The organism is Nonomuraea sp. KM88, from assembly GCF_052245635.1.
Classification (GTDB): domain Bacteria; phylum Actinomycetota; class Actinomycetes; order Streptosporangiales; family Streptosporangiaceae; genus Nonomuraea.
The window spans coordinates 13,897-29,570 of record NZ_JBQQCC010000029.1; the positions used below are offsets into that span (position 1 = coordinate 13,897).

A 15,674-nucleotide genomic window follows, 5' to 3' on the forward strand; every position below is an offset into this window, starting at 1 on the left:
TGCCGCCCGACGTATAGCGACTTCATAGCCGCCTCATATCGCCTCTCGCTAGACAGGGCGGAACGGAGGAGTCCAGAGCGCAGGGAGGGCTCATGTTCGAGGCGTTGGGCATCAACGATGTCGCCGAAACGGTGTACCTCGCGATGCTCGAACATCCCCAGGCCGGAGTCGAAGACCTGATGCGGAACCTCGGCATGGAGGAACACCAGGTCCGTCAGGCCCTGGACGACCTGGCACGCATGTCCTTGTTGCGCATCTCCGGATCCGCCGGCGAGGTTCTCGTGCCCGTCAACCCCAAGACCGGGCTCGCTGCCCTGCTCGCCCGGCAGCAGACTGAGATCGCCAAGCGGCAGCAGGAGCTCGAGGAGAGCAGGGCCTCGCTCACGGCGCTGCTGGACGTGTACGCGGAGAGCCGAGTGCACACGTCCGCAACCGGGATCGACCGGCTCGAGGGCGTCGACACCGTCAGGGCAAGGCTCCGCGAGCTGTCCGAGACCTGCACATGGGAGGTCGCTTCCTTCATGTACGGCGGCGCCCAGCCGGAAGCGAGCATGGCCGCCAGCAGACCCCTGGACAGGGACGCGATCGACCGTGGGGTCCGGCTTCGCACCATCTATCTGGACAGCGTCCGTAACGACCCGGCGACCTGCGCCTACGCCCAGTGGCTCTGCGACATGGGAAGCGAGGTCCGCACGACCTCCGTGCTCCCCATGCGCATGCTCATCGTGGACCGGCGGATCGCGGTGGTGCCCGTCGACATGGAGAGGCCCTGCGCCGCTGCCGTGGAGGTCGCCAATCCTGGCCTGCTCACGGGGCTGGTCGCGCTGTTCAACTTCGCGTGGAAGAACGCGGTGCCGTTCGGCACACGGCGGCGGCGGCACGACGACGGGCGGACCGCACAGGAGAAGCAGGTCCTGAGACTCCTCGGCCTGGGCCACACGGACGAGATGGTCTCCAGGCGGCTCGGCGTGTCGGTCCGCACGGTCAGGCGCACCGTGTCCGCGCTGCAGGAAAGGCTCGACGCGAAGAGCAGATTCCAGGTCGGCGCGCGAGCCGTCGCCCTGGGCTGGATCGACCAGGACGACCTGGAGTAGGTCACCTGTCAGAGGACGATCGCCGACCGGATCACCCAGAGGACGTCCGGCGGCATGGCGACGGCCATCGTACGACGGCACAGTTGCTCGGCCGTGAAGCGGGCCGCGTACGGGTCCGCGGCGCGGAGATACACGACCAGGACGAGCAGGCCGTCCCGCGCCTCCATGAAGATGTGCTCCGTGCAGTCGTTACCGGCGGCTGAATCGGTGAGGGCGGCACGCAGGCCGGTTTCCGATGCTCGCCGGCCGGGCGTGTCCACCACGATGAGAACGCGGTACATGGTCAGGCTCTCAGAGCCGGTGGGCAACCGCGTCACGCCCTCAAAGAGAACATTCCCCCACCGCCTTCGGCAGTGGTCAATTCCTGCCACAGGCGAATCCTGTCCATGGCCGACCGGCTTGACGAGAAATGGACGGTTGCTGCCAGGCAGACACCTGCCAGTCACAGCACGCTGATTCGGGGGCGAGCTCTGGTAATAGTCAGAATGCGCCAGGAAACGCACGCAACGCCGGGACGACCGGTGAACGTGGTCAGCACGAATGATGCGGCTCGTATGGTGACCGCCCGGCAAAGGAGGTTCTGAATGACGGAGAAAGCTCCCCCTGATGTGGCGGAGAGCCGCCGGTCACTGCAAATTCTCCGGTACGCGTGCGTCCGCCTGCTGGAAATCTCGGCCGGCGCGCTGGTGAGGGTCGCCGACTCCCGGACCAAGGTGGCCCTCTCGCGCGATGTGTGGAGCCTCGCGCAGGCGGCCGACCACCTCGGCCGGCGGTTGCCCGGCCTTCGTTCCTCCGCTGAGGCGATGACGCCTGTCGCCGGATACGCCGAGTTCACCAACGGCTTGATCCGGATCGGCGATCCGGCGGAGCAGTACGACCTCCTGGTGTCGCAGGCGTTTCCCGAGCTGCGCGACGTCGTCTGCCTCTGTCAGGCCCGGCACGACCAGTTGGCGGACGAGGCTTCGGTGTCGTGTCTGAAGAGCGTGGCGGAGCAGTTGGACAAGCTCACCCCGCCGACCGGCGGCGCCACGTCCGGTGGGAGGGGAGAACTGGCGCGCGGCATCGAGGGCCTGGACCGGGACGAGCAGATCCCTCCGCCGCTGTCCGCACTGGAGTCGATTCCCCGCCGGCCGGGCCGGGAGGCCGGACTCGCCGAAGGCGCTTCCTCTGCTTCCGGACTCGTCCGGCACCTGCACGACATGATCTTCGGCATCGAGATCTGCGCTGCCGAGATCTGCGCGGCCCTCATCGCCCATCACCCCGAGGCTCCATGGGGCCTGCGGTACGACCTGGCCAAACAAGTTCGGGACGAAGGGCGTCATTTCGAGCTGATAGCCAACCGCATTTCCGAGCTCGGCGGCCAGATCGGCGACCATCCCATCAAATTCGACGTGTGGGACAAGTTCACCCTCGGCCGTACGCTGCCCGAACGCATCAACATCGAACAGCGCATGGGCGAGGGCATCGGCCTGGACGGCGGCATGGTGATCTACCGCGCCCTCAAGAAGATGGGCGACGAACGCACCGCCCTGCTCTTCGACTACATCAACGCGGACGAGGTCACCCATGTCGGCAACGGCAACCGCTGGCTCCGCGAACTGCTCGGCAGCGACGAAGCCGTCGCCGCCCTCGACGCGGAGACCCGCCGGCTCCTGGCCGCCGCGAACTGGCCCACCGTCAGCCCGATGCCGCTCAACGTCGAGGATCGTATCCTGGCCGGCTTCACCGAAGCCGAACTGGCCGAGCTACGCCCCGGCACCTGAGTCGTGCGAAACTCCTTGCCCGTCGGTCGTCCGCCGTTCCGGCGGGGCGCCGGTCCGGTTCGCCGCCCGGTTCGAACGGCCAGGCCCACGTGACCTCGGCCAGCAGCCCGCCACGCGCGGCCACGATCGTCGCGCCGGCACCCGAGTCGCCGTGCTCCGTCCAGTAATCGGAGGTGACCAGGGCCTGCACGCCGTGCCACCCCCAGCGGTCGAAATCCGTCTCCCGGGCGACTTCCCCGGTCTTTGCCGGGTCGCTGTCGATGCCGGCTGTGCTCGTTCGTCGGGTGGTGACTCCTCCGTCCCGCTAGCCGGCGGTCGGTGGAGCGTCGCGGGCGGGCGGCCGCGTGAGCCGCCCGAGTTCTTCGAGCGCGGTGACCAGGTCGGCGATCTGGTCGAGTGCGGCGAAGGCATGGCCGGCGCCGGCCGGGTCGACGCCTTCGAACAGTTCCAGCCCGACGAACGCGGCGGAGACCGCCCTGGCCAGCCCGGCGACGTCGACGAGTTCCGCGAGCAGGCTCCCGGCCAGCACCCGTACGAGCACCTGCTCGATCTCCTCGGTCCACAGCGCGAGCCCGGCGGCGGTGGCGGGGGCCAGCCGTGGCTGCGTCTGCGCGCCGGCCAGCAGTTGGGCCAGGACGGCGACGTGGCCGCCGTCGCGCTCCGCGGCGTGCAGGTCCCGGCCCAGCGCCAGGAGCTCGCCGAGGGTGCGCACGTCGTTCAGGCGGTCGCGGTGGGCGGCGACCCGCTGCTCGGCGCCGTGGCGGCAGGCGGCGGCCAGCAACTCGTCGACGCTGCCGAAATGGTAGAAGACCAGCGCCTGGTTGACCCCCGCCGCGGCGGCGACGGCACGCGCGGAGGTCTTGGCGATGCCCTGCTCGGTGAGCGTCGCGAGCGCGCCTTCGAGCAGTTTCGTCCGCGTGTCGTTGCTCATGCTCGCGCTTCCTCGCGGACCGGCCGCAGATCGGTGCGTACGCCATGGGCGGCCACGTCGATGTGCTCGGCCGTGAAGGAGCCCTCGTAGCCGAAGAGCGGCCCGAAGTAGCGGTTGGAGACGGTGACCTGGATGCGGAAGCGCCCCGCCTCGTCGTCGTACGATTCCCTGACCACGGCGTCGCCCCTGATCAGGGCCGGCACGCGGGCGTCGACCGGGCCCTCGCGGAAACGCTGCTCGCCGGAGCGGATGACCAGGGCGCCGCTCGGGTCCGCCCGGACGTGCAGGTCGGTGGCGAGGTGCTGGTGCGTGCCGAGGTAGTCGACGACGCAGCCGCGCTCGGGGCTGAAGATCATCGTGGCGTCGAAGCGTTGCGGCCGGCCGGGGAAGGCGAAGGTTCTGACGAAGGTGACCGTCTCGCGACCGAAGGAGTCGCGGTAGGGGACGTTCTCGATGGTGAAGGGGATGTCGCGGCCGCTGCGCGGCACCAGGATGTGCCGTGTGCCGCCCAGCGCCAGGAAGGGCCGCAGCCAGGCGCCTCCGTGCCAGACGCGATCCATCACGCCGCGGCCGACGCAGGCCTCGCCACTGCCGAGGCCGGCGGAGAAGCGCCGCTGGATGCGCGGGTGCAGCCGGTCGAAGCCGGCGCCCAGGGCCTGCTGGAAGATCGAGATCATGACCACCTCAAGGAGTTCAGGAGGGCGGGCGGGGTGGCGGCTCCGCTTCCGGGCGGGCGGCGCAGGCAGCGCCGGGCCGCCGGAGCGTCACGCGACGGCGGCAGCCAGAGCGCGGCGATCGCCACCGGCACGGCGGCCGGCGGCGCCACCGCCGCGGCGACTCCGATGGCCAGCGCGCGTGCCGCCACGCCGGCGAGCGCGTGCCGCAGCGACCGTTCGGGCGTGATGCCGCGCTCGCACCACAACCGCAGCCGGTCGAACGACCAGGCCGTGGCCCACCCCATGAGCGGGCGCAGGACGAGGCGGTCGGCGATCCGGCCGGGGCGCCCCCAGCGCGGCTCGTAGTCGTAGCCGGTGACGAAGCAGATGCCGTCCCCGCCGGGGAGGTAGCGCCAGTAGCCGCGGCCTCGCGCGATCGGTGAGAGGGGGTGCGGGGAGGCGAAGCGGAGAGCCGAGGTGCGGGTGCCGTCGGGGCGTCGCTTCTCTCCCGACGCGATGCCCGTTCCCGAGACGAGCAGGCCCGGCAGGAGGCGGACTCCGTACCTGAACCGCTGCGGCTCCCCCTCCGCGCGGGCCAGGTGGTCGATGTGGGTGAAGCGCAGGTCCCAGCGCTGGTGGTGTGCCGGATCCTGGGTGCGGTGCCAGAGCAGGTCCAGGTCGGCGCGTATGCGTGCCTCGACGTACAGCTGCATGGCCGCCTCCCCCTGTTTGAGCGATCGCTCAAAACCGAAGTGTACGATTTGAGCGCCCGCTCGAACAGGGGCGCGTCGCAAGCGCATGACCTTATCCGCTCGGTATGTGTCCCGATATGACCGAGTATTTCCACTAGTTACCGATCTAACGTGGAGGCCGGTTCCAGGGGGGACCGAACGAATCGGCACATCGAGGAGCAGGTCATGTTCGCAATCTCACGCCGCCCACTGCGGCGGTTCGCCGGCACAGGGGCAGCCGCTTTCCTGCTCTCAGCGGCAGTGGTCGGCTTGGCGCCCGCACCGGCCTCGGCACATTCCCTGTCCGACATCGTGCGCTCGTCGGAGGGATGCGGCTGGTCATCCGGGTCCTACACCAACCAGGACTCCCGCTCCGCCGTCAACCGCAACGGCTCCAGGTACGGCACGGTGTACCTGCTGTGGAGCGGCACGTACGGGGAGAACTGCGTGGTGACCCGCAAGGAGAGCTGGCACGGCACCCTCACCTGGACCAACGCCGAGCTCCACTACCGCAGCTCGGGCAGCGGCGCCGAGGGCGTCGTGCAGGACGAGGGCCAGTACGGCCACTACGCCGCGATCACCCAGAAGACCTCAGGGCACTGCGTGCGGTTCCTCGGCTCGATCAGCAGCGGCGGCCACGGCGGCCCACTCGCCACGGGCAGCCGCGACGAGTGGGGCAACTGCGGCTGACGGCGCCGCGCGAACCGGGTCGTGGCTCAGCCGGCGGCGGGGACGAGCCCGACCCGGTAGGCGAGGACGACCGCCTGCACGCGGTCGCGCAGGTCGAGTTTCATCAGGATCCGTGACACGTAGGTTTTCACGGTCTCGACGGTGATGGACAGCTCCGCGGCGATCTCCGCGTTCGACAGGCCGCCGGCGATCTGTACGAGCACCTCGAGCTCGCGGGGGGTCAGCGCGCGTACGACCTCCTGCCTGGCCGGGTTGGCGGTGTCGGCGGGGCGCAGGCGGGCCGCGTAGTGGCCGATGAGGGTGCGGGTGACCGCGGGGGCCAGCAGGGACTCGCCGCGGACGATCATACGCACGCCGTTGACCAGCTCCGCCGGTCTGGCGTCCTTGAGCAGGAAGCCGGCGGCCCCGGCCCTGAGCGCTTCGTAGACGTACTCGTCGACGTTGAACGTGGTGACGACCAGCACCTTCACCGGAGCGGCGATGCCGGGCCCGGCCAGCTGCCTGGTGGCCTCGATGCCGTCGAGGACGGGCATCCGGATGTCCATCACGACGATGTCCGGGCGCAGCCGCCGCGCGGCCTCCACCGCGGCGCGGCCGTCGGCGGCCTCACCGACCACCTCCATGTCGGGCTGGGCGGAGAAGACGGTGACGTAGCCTGCCCGCACGAGCTCCTGGTCCTCGCAGATGAGCACCTTGATCGGGGTGTCGGTCATGCCTGGCTCCTGGTGGGGATGGAGGCGCGGACACGGAAAGCGCCGTCGGGGCCGCCTGCGGCGACCAGATCGCCATCGAGCGTGCGCAACCTCCGGCGCAGCCCGTCGAGACCGCGCCCGCCCGAGGGCAGCGCGGGGGCCGCGCCGGCGGGCCCGTCGCTGGTCACCTCGATCGCGATGCGGTCGGGATCGTGGTGCACCGTGACCCGGGTGGGCCGCCCTGTCGCGTGTTTCATCGCGTTGGTGAGCGCCTCCTGCACCACCCGGTAGGCGGCCAGCTCCACGTCCACGGCCCGGGGGCGCGGCTCGCCGTACTGGAACAGCTCGACGGGCTGGCCGGACGCGCGGGCCCGCTCGACGAGGTCGCCGATCCTGTCCAGCGCCGCCGCGCGGTCGTCCGCGGCGCCCGACTCGCCGGTCGCCTCCAGCACGCCGAGCAGGTGCCGCAGCTCCGTGAGAGCCCGCCGCCCGGTGTCGCCGATGGAGGCGAGCCCGGCCTCGGCCCGGTCGGGCGCCGCTCCGACCACCAGCTGTGCCGCGTCGGCCTGGACCACCATGGCGGTCACATGATGCGTGACCACGTCGTGCAGCTCACGGGCGATGCGTGCCCGCTCGGCGGCCTTGGCCACGTCCGCGGCGAGCCGCCGGCGTTCGGCCTCCTCCGCCTGCCGGCGGCGCATCCCCACGCCGGCCATCCAGATCACCACCAGCGTCAGGTAGAACGCGAGGAAATCCTGGACGCGAGTGGGCGACCCGAGGCTGCTCAGGACGACCGCCAGCGTGGCATAGCTGGCGCTCGCCGCCGCGGCGAGGCCGGGACGGAACCGCTCTTGGTGGGCTCCGGCCGCGTACACCGCCAGATAGAGCCCGATGCTGGCGAACGTCGGCGGGTAGGACAGCGCCTGGTGCGCGGCGAAGGCGGCGCCGATGACCGCCAGGCAGGCCGCGGGCCAGCGACGGCGCACGGCCAGCGGCGCGGACTGGGCCAGGACCAGCGCCACGGCCGGCGCGTCCGCCGGGCGTCGTGGCAGGTCGCCGAGCTGCGCCGCGATAGCGGACAGCGTGGGTACGAACGCCAGCAGCGTGAGCAGCACAGCCAGCGTGCCGTCCTTGGCGAACGTGGAGCGAGCACGCCAGAAGCCCGGCCAGGAGCGGACGGCGCTCGGGACGTTCGCGAACACCCGGCAAGACTAGCTGCGCCCACCGCCACCGGGCGCCAGAGTGCCGCGCCGGCCGTGGCGCCGGGCTCGCCCCGCGGCTCCGGCCCCGCACGCCTTCACGGCGGGTCGAGGGTCTTCGTGAGCCTGGTCAGCGCCTCGGTGATCCGCTCCGGCGTGAGACCGAGCACCGTGCGCTGGTAGCCGTACACCTCGGGGGCGAGGGGGGCGAGCAGGACGTCGGCCAGCGCGTCCATGCAGGGCGTGCCGGCGGCGGCCAGGAGGGCGCGCACGTGGGCGCGCCAGAAGCCGTATGCGCCCGTCTCGAAGCGGGAGCGGCCCACCTCTGAGCCGAGCACCAGGTGAGAGTGGTCCTCCAGCAGGTCCACCATGGCAGCGTAGAAGGCGGCCAGCCGCTCGGCGGGCGGCGCGCCCGGGCCCAGCGGCGGCTCGCCGCGCAGCAGGCGTTCCTGCAGGTCCCGCTCGTGCGCGTCGAGCAGGGCGACGGCGATCGAGGCCCTGTCGGGGTAGCGGCGATAGAGCGTGCCCCGGCCCACCCCGGCCTTCCTGGCGATGTCGTCCATCGTCACGTCCTCCGGGGACCGCTGCGAGAACAGCTGCGCGGCCGCCTCAAGGATCCGCGCCCGGTTTCGCGCGGCGTCGGCTCTCTCCATGCGTTCGATTGTATGTGGACACATCGTCCACTTATACTCAATCGGACACTGTGTCCAGTTCATGAGGAGAGATCATGCTGCTGCACCTGGACTCCAGCGCCCGCCGGGCGTCGTTCTCACGCGAGCTTTCCCGCCGGTACGCCGAGACCTGGCGCGCGGCGCACCCCCAGGCCGCGTACGTCCACCGCGACCTGGCCGCACACCCCGTGCCGCACATCGGCGAGGCGTGGACAGAGCTGTGCGACCACATCCTGAGGCACGAGATCACCGACATCACGCGCTATCGGGAGGCCGTCCGCACACCCGCCCAGCGCCAGGCGTGGGCCGTCGTGGAGCCGCTGCTCCACGAGGTGGTCGCGGCCGACGTCATCCTCATCGGCACGCCGATGTACAACTACTCGATCCCCTCGACGCTCAAAGCCTGGCTCGACCAGATCACCTTTCCCCGGATGTCACTCGAAGGCCGTTCCTTCGTGGTGACGAGCGCGCGCGGCGGCGCGTACGGCCCCGGCACGCCCCGCGAGCCGTACGACCATCAGGAGCGTTACCTGCGCGACTTCTTCAAAGGCCACTTCCAGGTGGAGAACGCGACCTTCATCCACGCCGAACTGGTCAACGCCCGCCTCGACCCGGCGCTGGCGCACCTGCGCGAGCAGCACGAGAAGTCACTGGCCGCGGCACTCGAGGAGGCTGCCCGATGAACTGGCTGATCCTGATGCTGGCCGGGCTGATCGAAGTGGCCTGGTCACAGAGCATCAAGCCGACGCACAACTTCACCCGGCCACTGCCCACACTCATCTGCCTGGTCCTCATGGCCGCCGCCGTCTGGCTGCTGTCCCAGGCCATGAACACGCTGCCGGTCGGCACCGCGTACGCCGTCTTCACCGGTATCGGCGCCGTGGGGGCGATCACCCTGGGCATCGTCGTCAACGACGACCCCGTGTCGGCGGGAAGGATGGTGGCGCTCGCCCTGATAGTCGGCGGGATAGTGTTGGCCAGGGTCACCACGTGAAGCCGAGCAGGGACCTGGTTGACTGGGGCCGTCACCACGCGGTCGCTCCATACGGGGGATTTCCATGCGCACTGTCGAACCCCAGGTCTTCGTCGTCGCCCGTCCGTCGCTCGACTACGACGAGCTGGCCCGCTATCTCGCGGAGGTCGGCGGGGAGAGCTGGCTGGAGCGGCTCGACCGCGGCGACCTCGACGCACAGAACCTCGCCGAGTTCGCCGGCCGGCTCTGCTACCGCTCCTTCGAGCCAGGGCTCAATCCCAACGTGGTCCGGATCAGGAAAGACCAGGACGACTACCTGCGTAACATCCTGGCCAGCGCGCACGGCTCGGTCCTCGAGCACATCAGCTTCAGCTTCGTGCTGCACAACGTGAGCCGCGTCCTCACCCATGAGCTGGTCAGGCACCGTCCCGGCGTGGCGATCTCCCAGGAGTCGCTGCGGTTCGTACGCCTGGACGAGCTGCCGTTCTGGTTCCCCGAATGGGCGCAGGAGGACGACGAGCTGATGAAGCGGGCCACAGCCGTCCTGGAGCAGCTGGAGCAGTTCCAGCGGTGGATGGCCGGCCACTTCGGGCTCGACGAGGAAGGCGTGCCGTTCTCGGAGAAGAAGCACCGCACGTCGTTCATGCGCAGGTTCGCCCCCGAGGGCCTGGCGACCGGGCTGGTGTGGACCGCCAACGTGCGCACGCTGCGGCACACGATCGAGGCTCGCACCGCCGTCGGCGCGGAGGAGGAGATCCGCCTGCTGTTCCAGCGGATCGGTGAGCTCATGCGCGAGGAGGCGCCCGCCCTCTTCGGCGACTACGTGGTGGAGGACGGAGCCTGGGTGCCGGGCTGGCGCAAGGTCTGACCCGGCGGACGCTCCCCGGCTTCACCGAAGCTTCACGGTCCGGCGGGTACGCGCCACATGATGCTCCGGTTGGCTGTCCGGGTATGGACAACACCGGTGTGGTGCCTGCGGCTCCCCCTAAGGCGCAGATCCGTCCGCTGACCGATGGCAGAGGCAGCATGAGTACACAGCGCATTCTGGTCGTCGACGACGAGCCCAAGATCCGGATGACGCTCCGCGGCTACCTGGAGGCGGACGGCTTCGAAGTCCTGGAGGCTCCGGACGGGCCGCTCGGCCTCGCCTCCGTCGCACGCGAACAGCCCGACCTGGTCGTGCTGGACGTGATGCTGCCCGGCCTCGACGGGTTCGAGGTCCTGCGCCGGATCCGGGCGACCAGCCAGGTGCCGGTGATCCTGCTCACCGCCCGGACGGAGGAGGTCGACCGGATCATCGGCTTCACCGCAGGCAGCGACGACTACGTCACCAAGCCGTTCAGCGCCCGCGAGCTCGCGCTGCGGGCGCGGGCCATCCTGCGCCGCGCCGAGATCCCCGATCAGGCCGCCGAGGACCGGGCCCTGCGCTTCGACGGCCTGGTCATCGACCCCGACGCCCGTACGGTCACCGTCGACGCCGGTCACACGCCGGAGCTGTCCGCGCTCGACTTCGACCTGCTGGTGGCGCTGGCCCGAGCCCCGGGCCGGGTGTTCACCCGCCGCGGGCTCATCGAGCACGTGTGGGGCCACGACTTCTTCGGCGACGAGCGCGTGGTGGACGTCCACATCCGCACGCTGCGGCGCGCGCTCGGCGACGACGCGAGCACCCCGCGGTTCGTGGGCACGGTGCGCGCCATCGGCTACCGCTTCCTGGCCCGCCCCGCCGGATGACTCCAGGAGAACCCGCGAGCGCGGGGGCGACACGCTGGGCGGCCCGCCTGGTGCGCCGGCTGCCGCTGACCGTCCGCCTGGTGCTGTCCCACCTGGCGGTCCTGGTCGTGGCGCTCACGGCGATGAACGTCGCCGCCAGCGTCGTCGACGGCACCGGTGGTCAGACCTCCCCCGCCGCCGGGCGTACGGACTTCGAAAGGCTGCTCGCCGCGCTGGCCGCGCGGCGCGAGGGCGAGGTGGACCTCGAACTGCTCTGGCCCGCGCTGGCCGTCGGCATGGCCGCGGCACTCCTGCTGTCCCTCGTCTTCTCCCGGTTCCTGCTCCGGCCGCTGCGCCAGGTCAGGGCCGCGACCCACCGCCTGGCCGGCGGCGACTACGACGGCGTCCTCGACGTCCCCCGCGAGCCGGGGCTCGCCGCGCTGGTCGAGGACGTCAACCGGCTGGCGGCGGCGCTGGCCGACGTCGAACGGCGCCGCGCCCGCCTGGTCTCGGAGATCGCCCACGAGATGCGTACGCCCATCACCATCCTCAGCGGCCAGATCGAGGGCATGGCGGACGGCATCTTCACCCGCGACGACGCCATGTTCGCCTCCCTCACCGACGACCTGGCCCGGTTGCGGCGTCTCGCGGACGACCTGTCCACCCTGTCCAGGGCCGAGGAGGGGGCGTTCGCCCTCCAGGTCGCGCCCACGGACGTGGTCGCCCTGACCGGGCGGACCGCCGAACGGCTGCGCCCGCAGTTCGACGACGGCGGGGTCACGCTCGCCGTCGTGCCCCGTCCGCCGGTCACGGCCGTGCTCGACCCTGGCCGCATCGCCCAGATCCTGGTCAACCTGATGGGCAACGCCCTGCGTGCCTGCGATGCCGGCGACCGGGTGTCGGTCAGCGTGCGCACCGGACAGGCGCCGGCGCCGTACGTCGAGATCGCCGTCGAGGACGGCGGCATCGGCATCGACGAGCACGACCTCACGCGCATCTTCAACCGTTTCGAGCGGGTGGAGCACCCCGACCGCCCGGCCCCCGCGGGCGGCAGCGGCATCGGCCTGACCATCGCCCGCGGGATCGCCCGCGCCCACGGCGGCGACCTCACCGCCGCCTCCGGGGGACCGGGCCACGGGGCGACCTTCACCGTCCGTCTTCCCCTGCGGCAGGACGGGCCGGCCGGCCGCGGTTGATCTTCACGGTGGCTTCACGGTCCGCGTCGTACGGGCCACACGGCCCTCCGGTTGCATGCCGGACATGGATGGTCATCACCTCACCAGAGAACACCGTGCAGAAGCGGGGCCGTCGTGAAGGCGGTGGCGGCGCTCCTGTGCTCCCTCGCCGTCGCCTGGGTCATGGCGGCCCCCGCGTTCGCCGACGGAGCGGCCGACGGCGGGGACATCCACGTCGCGCAGTCCCTCGGCGACCGCGAGCTGACGGTGGTGATCCGCCGGATGGAGCCGGTGCCGGGTCCGCTCCACGTCGACGTGGTCGCACACGCGGGCAGCCCGCCCGGCTCACTGGCGCTGCGGCTCGGTAAGGACGGCCGGCAGACGGGCGCGACCTCCGTACGGCTGGGCGCGCGGCCGGGCTTCTACCGCGCCGGCGCGCTCTCGGTGTCGGGCGCCGGCCTGTGGGAGCTGACGATCGACGACGGCACGCGGATCGCGACGATCCCGTTCGTCGTGCCCGCACAGGTGCTGTCGCCGCTGGAGCAGGCGACGAACGCGGGATTCGTCGGGGCGGGTCTGCTGATGATCGCGACGCTGGTGGTCGCGGTCCGCCGGCCGGGTATGACCGCGCTGGTGCCCGCCTCGGGCGCGGTGGCGGCGCTGGCCGTGGCGGTGACGGCTGTGATCCTGTCGTGGAGCGCACCGCCGCTCCCGCCGCCGGGCTCGCGGCTGGACCCGAACGCCGACAGCATCGCCGACCCGTACGGCGCCGCGCGCCTGGCCCCGGTGGACGGCTCGCGCCCGCCGGTGAACCTGGTCACGGACATGCGTGACGGGGCCCTGCGGCTGGCGCTGACCGACGGCTCGACCGGGCACCCCGTCGACGACCTGCTGCTGCACGACAGCGCGCTGATCCATTTGGTCGTCGTGCCCCCCGCGGGCGGGCTCTGGCATCTTCACCCGGTCCGTGTGGCGCCCGGTGACTACCGGGTGACGTTCGCCGCGCCGGAGAAGGGCCGCTACGCGGTCATAGCCGAGCTCGCCCGGCGCGGGGGCGGCAGGCAACAGCTCCGCACCACGATCACCCTCGATGCGGCGGGCGGCACGGCGCCGGCCACGGAGAACTTCCGCGTGGACCGCCGCATCGCCCCCGCGGGCTCGCCCAGCACCTTCAACGCGAGGTTCGGCACGCGCGACCTGCAGCCGTGGCTGGGGATGGCCGGCCACATGATCGTCGCCGGGCCCGTCGGCCACGGGATCGCGGACGCGCCCATCTGGGCTCACGTGCACGCGATGATTCCGAACCGGCCGGATCAGCCGGACGAGAGCGTCGCCGCGTTCGGGCCCGACGTGCCGTTCACCTACACCTTTCCGCTGCCCGGCCGCTACCTCGTGTGGGTGCAGGCCGAGCGCGGCTACGCGGTGCGGACCGCGCCCATGACCGTGGAGGTACCCGAGCCAGGAAGGCCGGCATGATGCGCACGAAGACCAAGTTCGCCCTGGTGGCGGCGGCCGTGGCGCTGATCGCGGCAGGCCTGCTGGTGGTCCCGCCCTGGCTGGCCGGCGCCGGTGGCACGACGATGACGGCCGCCACCGCCGCGTACACCGTGCGGTTGTCCACCGACGGGCCACGTGAGGGCCCCAACACGTTCGACCTCGATGTCACGACCAGGGACGGCGCATCCGCCGACCTGGACGACGTCACCCTCCAGCCCGTGATGCCCCAGATGGGCCACGCGTACCCGCCTGTCACGGCCGTACGGACCGGTCCTGGCCGCTACCGCGCGAAGGACACCGTGTTGGCGATGACCGGCTACTGGCGGCTCAACGTCACGCTGCGCAGCGCGAACGACGTTCAGCACGCCGCCTTCACCCTCCTGGTCCCATGAAAGGACGACATATGGACATCAGCATGACCAGCACTCCAACGACCCGCAGGCCGGAAGCCGGCTCGAAAGGGCTGCCCGCGGCGGCCTTCGTCCTCGGCGGTGCGATGTTGTCGCTGACCGGGATGGTCTGGGACATCCAATGGCACTACGACGTCGGGCCCGACACCTTCTTCACCGCGCCACATCTCGTGCTGTATTCCGGCAGCGCGATCGCCGGCATCGCCAGCCTGGTCGTGGTGCTGGCGACCACCATGGCCGAACGGCGTGGACGCCCGGTGGACCCCGCCGTCGGCGGCGCCGCGATCGGCGTGTTCGGCCGTACGTTCGCCGCTCCGATCGGCTACCTGGTCTCGGGCGTCGGCGCCGCGCTGTTCCTGGTCTACGGCCTTCTCGACGAGTGGTGGCATGGCCTGTACGGCTTCGACGCGGTGATCGAATCCCCTCCGCACATCGGGTTCCTGCTGGCCATCACGTTGACCATGGCCGGAGCGGTGATGGTGTCCGCCGCCGCCATCGGCCGGAGGTGGGGGGCGATCACCGCGGTCATCGGGCTGGCGCTGCTCCTCGGGTTCGGCTCGATCGTGGTCGAAGGGCTGAGCGCCTTCGGCGTGAGCGTGGTCGACCTCCGTACGGCCGGGATGGCCTTCATGTCCGTGCTGATTCTCGTGGTGGGCGCCCGCCTGGTCCGACGGGCGGCCGGCGCGATCGGCATCGCTTCGATCCTGGTCGCGATCCAGGCGGCCTTCTGGTGGTTCTGCCCGTGGGCCACCCGGGTGTACGCGGACGCGATCGCCCAGCCCTTCCGCGACGACCCGAGCGGCGTGCCGGTGGGGCCCGCCCTGATACCGGTGATCCTCCTGCCGGTCGCGGCCGTGGTGGGGCCGGTGCTGGCCCGTACCGACGACGGGCGTGCCGTGGGCTCCGCCATGGTTGCGGGTGGCGTGGGAGGGCTGGTCGTCACCGTCGCGGTGGCCGGGCAGTCCGCGCTGCTCCTGGGTGGCGGCACGCTCGACGAGCTCCCCGTGTTGCTGGCGACGGCTGCCGCCGGCACGGCGCTCGGCGTGGCCGCCGGTTTCCTCGGTGTCCGCTTCGCCGAGATCCTGCGGTTCCTCGCCCCGGCCAGGGAAGGGCGGTAGCGCCATGCGGAAGATCGTCATCGTGGTGCTCGGCGTCATCGGGCTCATGCTCACCTTGACAGCAACGGCACAGGCCGAAGAGCCGGTGAAGGCCGTACACACCGAACAGGTTCAGGCCGGGCCCTACCGGGTCACCGTCGGATTCAGCGTGTGGCCGCTGAAAGCCATGCAGTCGCTCGACTTCACGTTCATGCCCGACGGCGGCATCGACGGCAAGAGCGGCACGCTCACCGTGACCGGCCCCGACGGCGTCGGCCACGAGATGCCGCTCGTCCGCCATCCCGGCCGACGCGACGTGTGGGGCCTGGACGTCCAGTCGCTCGACGAGCAAGGCCAGTGGTCGTTCCGGTTCGCCGTCGACGGC

The 15,674-nt window shown here is 71.3% G+C and carries 18 protein-coding genes; 11 read left to right on the forward strand and 7 right to left on the reverse strand.

What is annotated here, in order from left to right; all coding sequences use genetic code 11:
- Positions 1 to 92 precede the first annotated feature (92 nt).
- Complete coding sequence (locus ACTWPV_RS45940) at positions 93 to 1,094, forward strand: helix-turn-helix transcriptional regulator (protein ID WP_347649294.1); 1,002 nt, start codon at positions 93 to 95, stop codon at positions 1,092 to 1,094.
- A gap of 8 nt (positions 1,095 to 1,102) precedes the next feature.
- Here ACTWPV_RS45940 and ACTWPV_RS45945 read toward each other — a convergent pair whose 3' ends face one another.
- Complete coding sequence (locus ACTWPV_RS45945; RefSeq protein ID WP_347649295.1) at positions 1,103 to 1,411, reverse strand: hypothetical protein; 309 nt, start codon at positions 1,409 to 1,411, stop codon at positions 1,103 to 1,105.
- 267 nt (positions 1,412 to 1,678) lie between these two features.
- Between ACTWPV_RS45945 and ACTWPV_RS45950 the strand changes: the two genes are divergently transcribed.
- The gene (locus ACTWPV_RS45950) at positions 1,679 to 2,857 is read left to right on the forward strand and encodes a DUF455 family protein (RefSeq protein ID WP_443156655.1); all 1,179 of its coding nucleotides are present in this window, start codon (positions 1,679 to 1,681) and stop codon (positions 2,855 to 2,857) included.
- 304 nt (positions 2,858 to 3,161) lie between these two features.
- On the opposite strand, the gene ACTWPV_RS45955 is transcribed toward ACTWPV_RS45950, so the two are convergent.
- Genes ACTWPV_RS45955 through ACTWPV_RS45965 form a run of 3 tightly spaced genes read right to left on the reverse strand, consistent with a single transcriptional unit; the run spans position 3,162 to position 5,157 of the window.
- Positions 3,162 to 3,788 carry a TetR/AcrR family transcriptional regulator gene (locus ACTWPV_RS45955; protein WP_347649297.1) on the reverse strand — a complete coding sequence of 209 codons (627 nt, stop codon included), beginning with the start codon at positions 3,786 to 3,788 and terminating at the stop codon, positions 3,162 to 3,164.
- Entirely contained in the window at positions 3,785 to 4,465 is a 681-nt protein-coding gene (locus tag ACTWPV_RS45960) for a DUF4166 domain-containing protein (RefSeq protein WP_347649298.1), read from the reverse strand. Before ACTWPV_RS45960 ends, ACTWPV_RS45955 begins: the two co-directional genes overlap by 4 nt.
- Complete coding sequence (locus tag ACTWPV_RS45965) at positions 4,462 to 5,157, reverse strand: hypothetical protein (RefSeq protein ID WP_443156656.1); 696 nt, start codon at positions 5,155 to 5,157, stop codon at positions 4,462 to 4,464. Before ACTWPV_RS45965 ends, ACTWPV_RS45960 begins: the two co-directional genes overlap by 4 nt.
- Before the next feature lie 204 nt (positions 5,158 to 5,361).
- Here ACTWPV_RS45965 and ACTWPV_RS45970 point away from each other — a divergent pair, with 204 nt between their 5' ends.
- Positions 5,362 to 5,865, forward strand: a complete 504-nt coding sequence (locus ACTWPV_RS45970) for a hypothetical protein (RefSeq protein WP_347649300.1) — start codon at positions 5,362 to 5,364, stop codon at positions 5,863 to 5,865.
- A 26-nt stretch (positions 5,866 to 5,891) separates the two neighbouring features.
- On the opposite strand, the gene ACTWPV_RS45975 is transcribed toward ACTWPV_RS45970, so the two are convergent.
- From ACTWPV_RS45975 to ACTWPV_RS45985, 3 genes are all read right to left on the reverse strand, one after another.
- A complete protein-coding gene (locus ACTWPV_RS45975; RefSeq protein ID WP_347649301.1) occupies positions 5,892 to 6,578 on the reverse strand; it encodes a response regulator transcription factor in 687 nt (228 codons plus the stop codon).
- Positions 6,575 to 7,759: a sensor histidine kinase gene (locus ACTWPV_RS45980; RefSeq protein WP_443156657.1), complete on the reverse strand. Its 1,185-nt coding sequence runs from the start codon at positions 7,757 to 7,759 to the stop codon at positions 6,575 to 6,577. Before ACTWPV_RS45980 ends, ACTWPV_RS45975 begins: the two co-directional genes overlap by 4 nt.
- A gap of 95 nt (positions 7,760 to 7,854) precedes the next feature.
- Positions 7,855 to 8,409: a TetR/AcrR family transcriptional regulator gene (locus ACTWPV_RS45985; protein WP_443156658.1), complete on the reverse strand. Its 555-nt coding sequence runs from the start codon at positions 8,407 to 8,409 to the stop codon at positions 7,855 to 7,857.
- A gap of 74 nt (positions 8,410 to 8,483) precedes the next feature.
- Between ACTWPV_RS45985 and ACTWPV_RS45990 the strand changes: the two genes are divergently transcribed.
- From ACTWPV_RS45990 to ACTWPV_RS46025, 8 genes are all read left to right on the forward strand, one after another.
- The gene (locus ACTWPV_RS45990) at positions 8,484 to 9,110 is read left to right on the forward strand and encodes an FMN-dependent NADH-azoreductase (protein ID WP_443156659.1); all 627 of its coding nucleotides are present in this window, start codon (positions 8,484 to 8,486) and stop codon (positions 9,108 to 9,110) included.
- Entirely contained in the window at positions 9,107 to 9,421 is a 315-nt protein-coding gene (locus tag ACTWPV_RS45995; protein WP_347649305.1) for a DMT family transporter, read from the forward strand. Before ACTWPV_RS45990 ends, ACTWPV_RS45995 begins: the two co-directional genes overlap by 4 nt.
- 64 nt (positions 9,422 to 9,485) lie before the next feature.
- Positions 9,486 to 10,268, forward strand: coding sequence for an FAD-dependent thymidylate synthase (gene thyX, locus ACTWPV_RS46000; protein ID WP_132331865.1), 783 nt, complete (start codon positions 9,486 to 9,488; stop codon positions 10,266 to 10,268).
- Between the two features lie 158 nt (positions 10,269 to 10,426).
- Positions 10,427 to 11,131, forward strand: coding sequence for a response regulator transcription factor (locus ACTWPV_RS46005; RefSeq protein ID WP_347649306.1), 705 nt, complete (start codon positions 10,427 to 10,429; stop codon positions 11,129 to 11,131).
- On the forward strand, positions 11,128 to 12,306 hold the full coding sequence (locus ACTWPV_RS46010) for a sensor histidine kinase (protein WP_443156660.1): 1,179 nt from the start codon (positions 11,128 to 11,130) through the stop codon (positions 12,304 to 12,306). The genes ACTWPV_RS46005 and ACTWPV_RS46010 overlap by 4 nt, the downstream gene beginning before the upstream one ends.
- A gap of 114 nt (positions 12,307 to 12,420) precedes the next feature.
- A complete protein-coding gene (locus tag ACTWPV_RS46015) occupies positions 12,421 to 13,761 on the forward strand; it encodes a hypothetical protein (protein ID WP_443156661.1) in 1,341 nt (446 codons plus the stop codon).
- A complete protein-coding gene (locus ACTWPV_RS46020) occupies positions 13,758 to 14,174 on the forward strand; it encodes a FixH family protein (RefSeq protein WP_443156662.1) in 417 nt (138 codons plus the stop codon). The genes ACTWPV_RS46015 and ACTWPV_RS46020 overlap by 4 nt, the downstream gene beginning before the upstream one ends.
- Before the next feature lie 23 nt (positions 14,175 to 14,197).
- Positions 14,198 to 15,310 (forward strand): hypothetical protein, encoded by a 1,113-nt coding sequence (locus ACTWPV_RS46025; RefSeq protein WP_443156663.1) that lies wholly within the window; start codon positions 14,198 to 14,200, stop codon positions 15,308 to 15,310.
- The last annotated feature ends 364 nt before the right edge of the window (positions 15,311 to 15,674 follow it).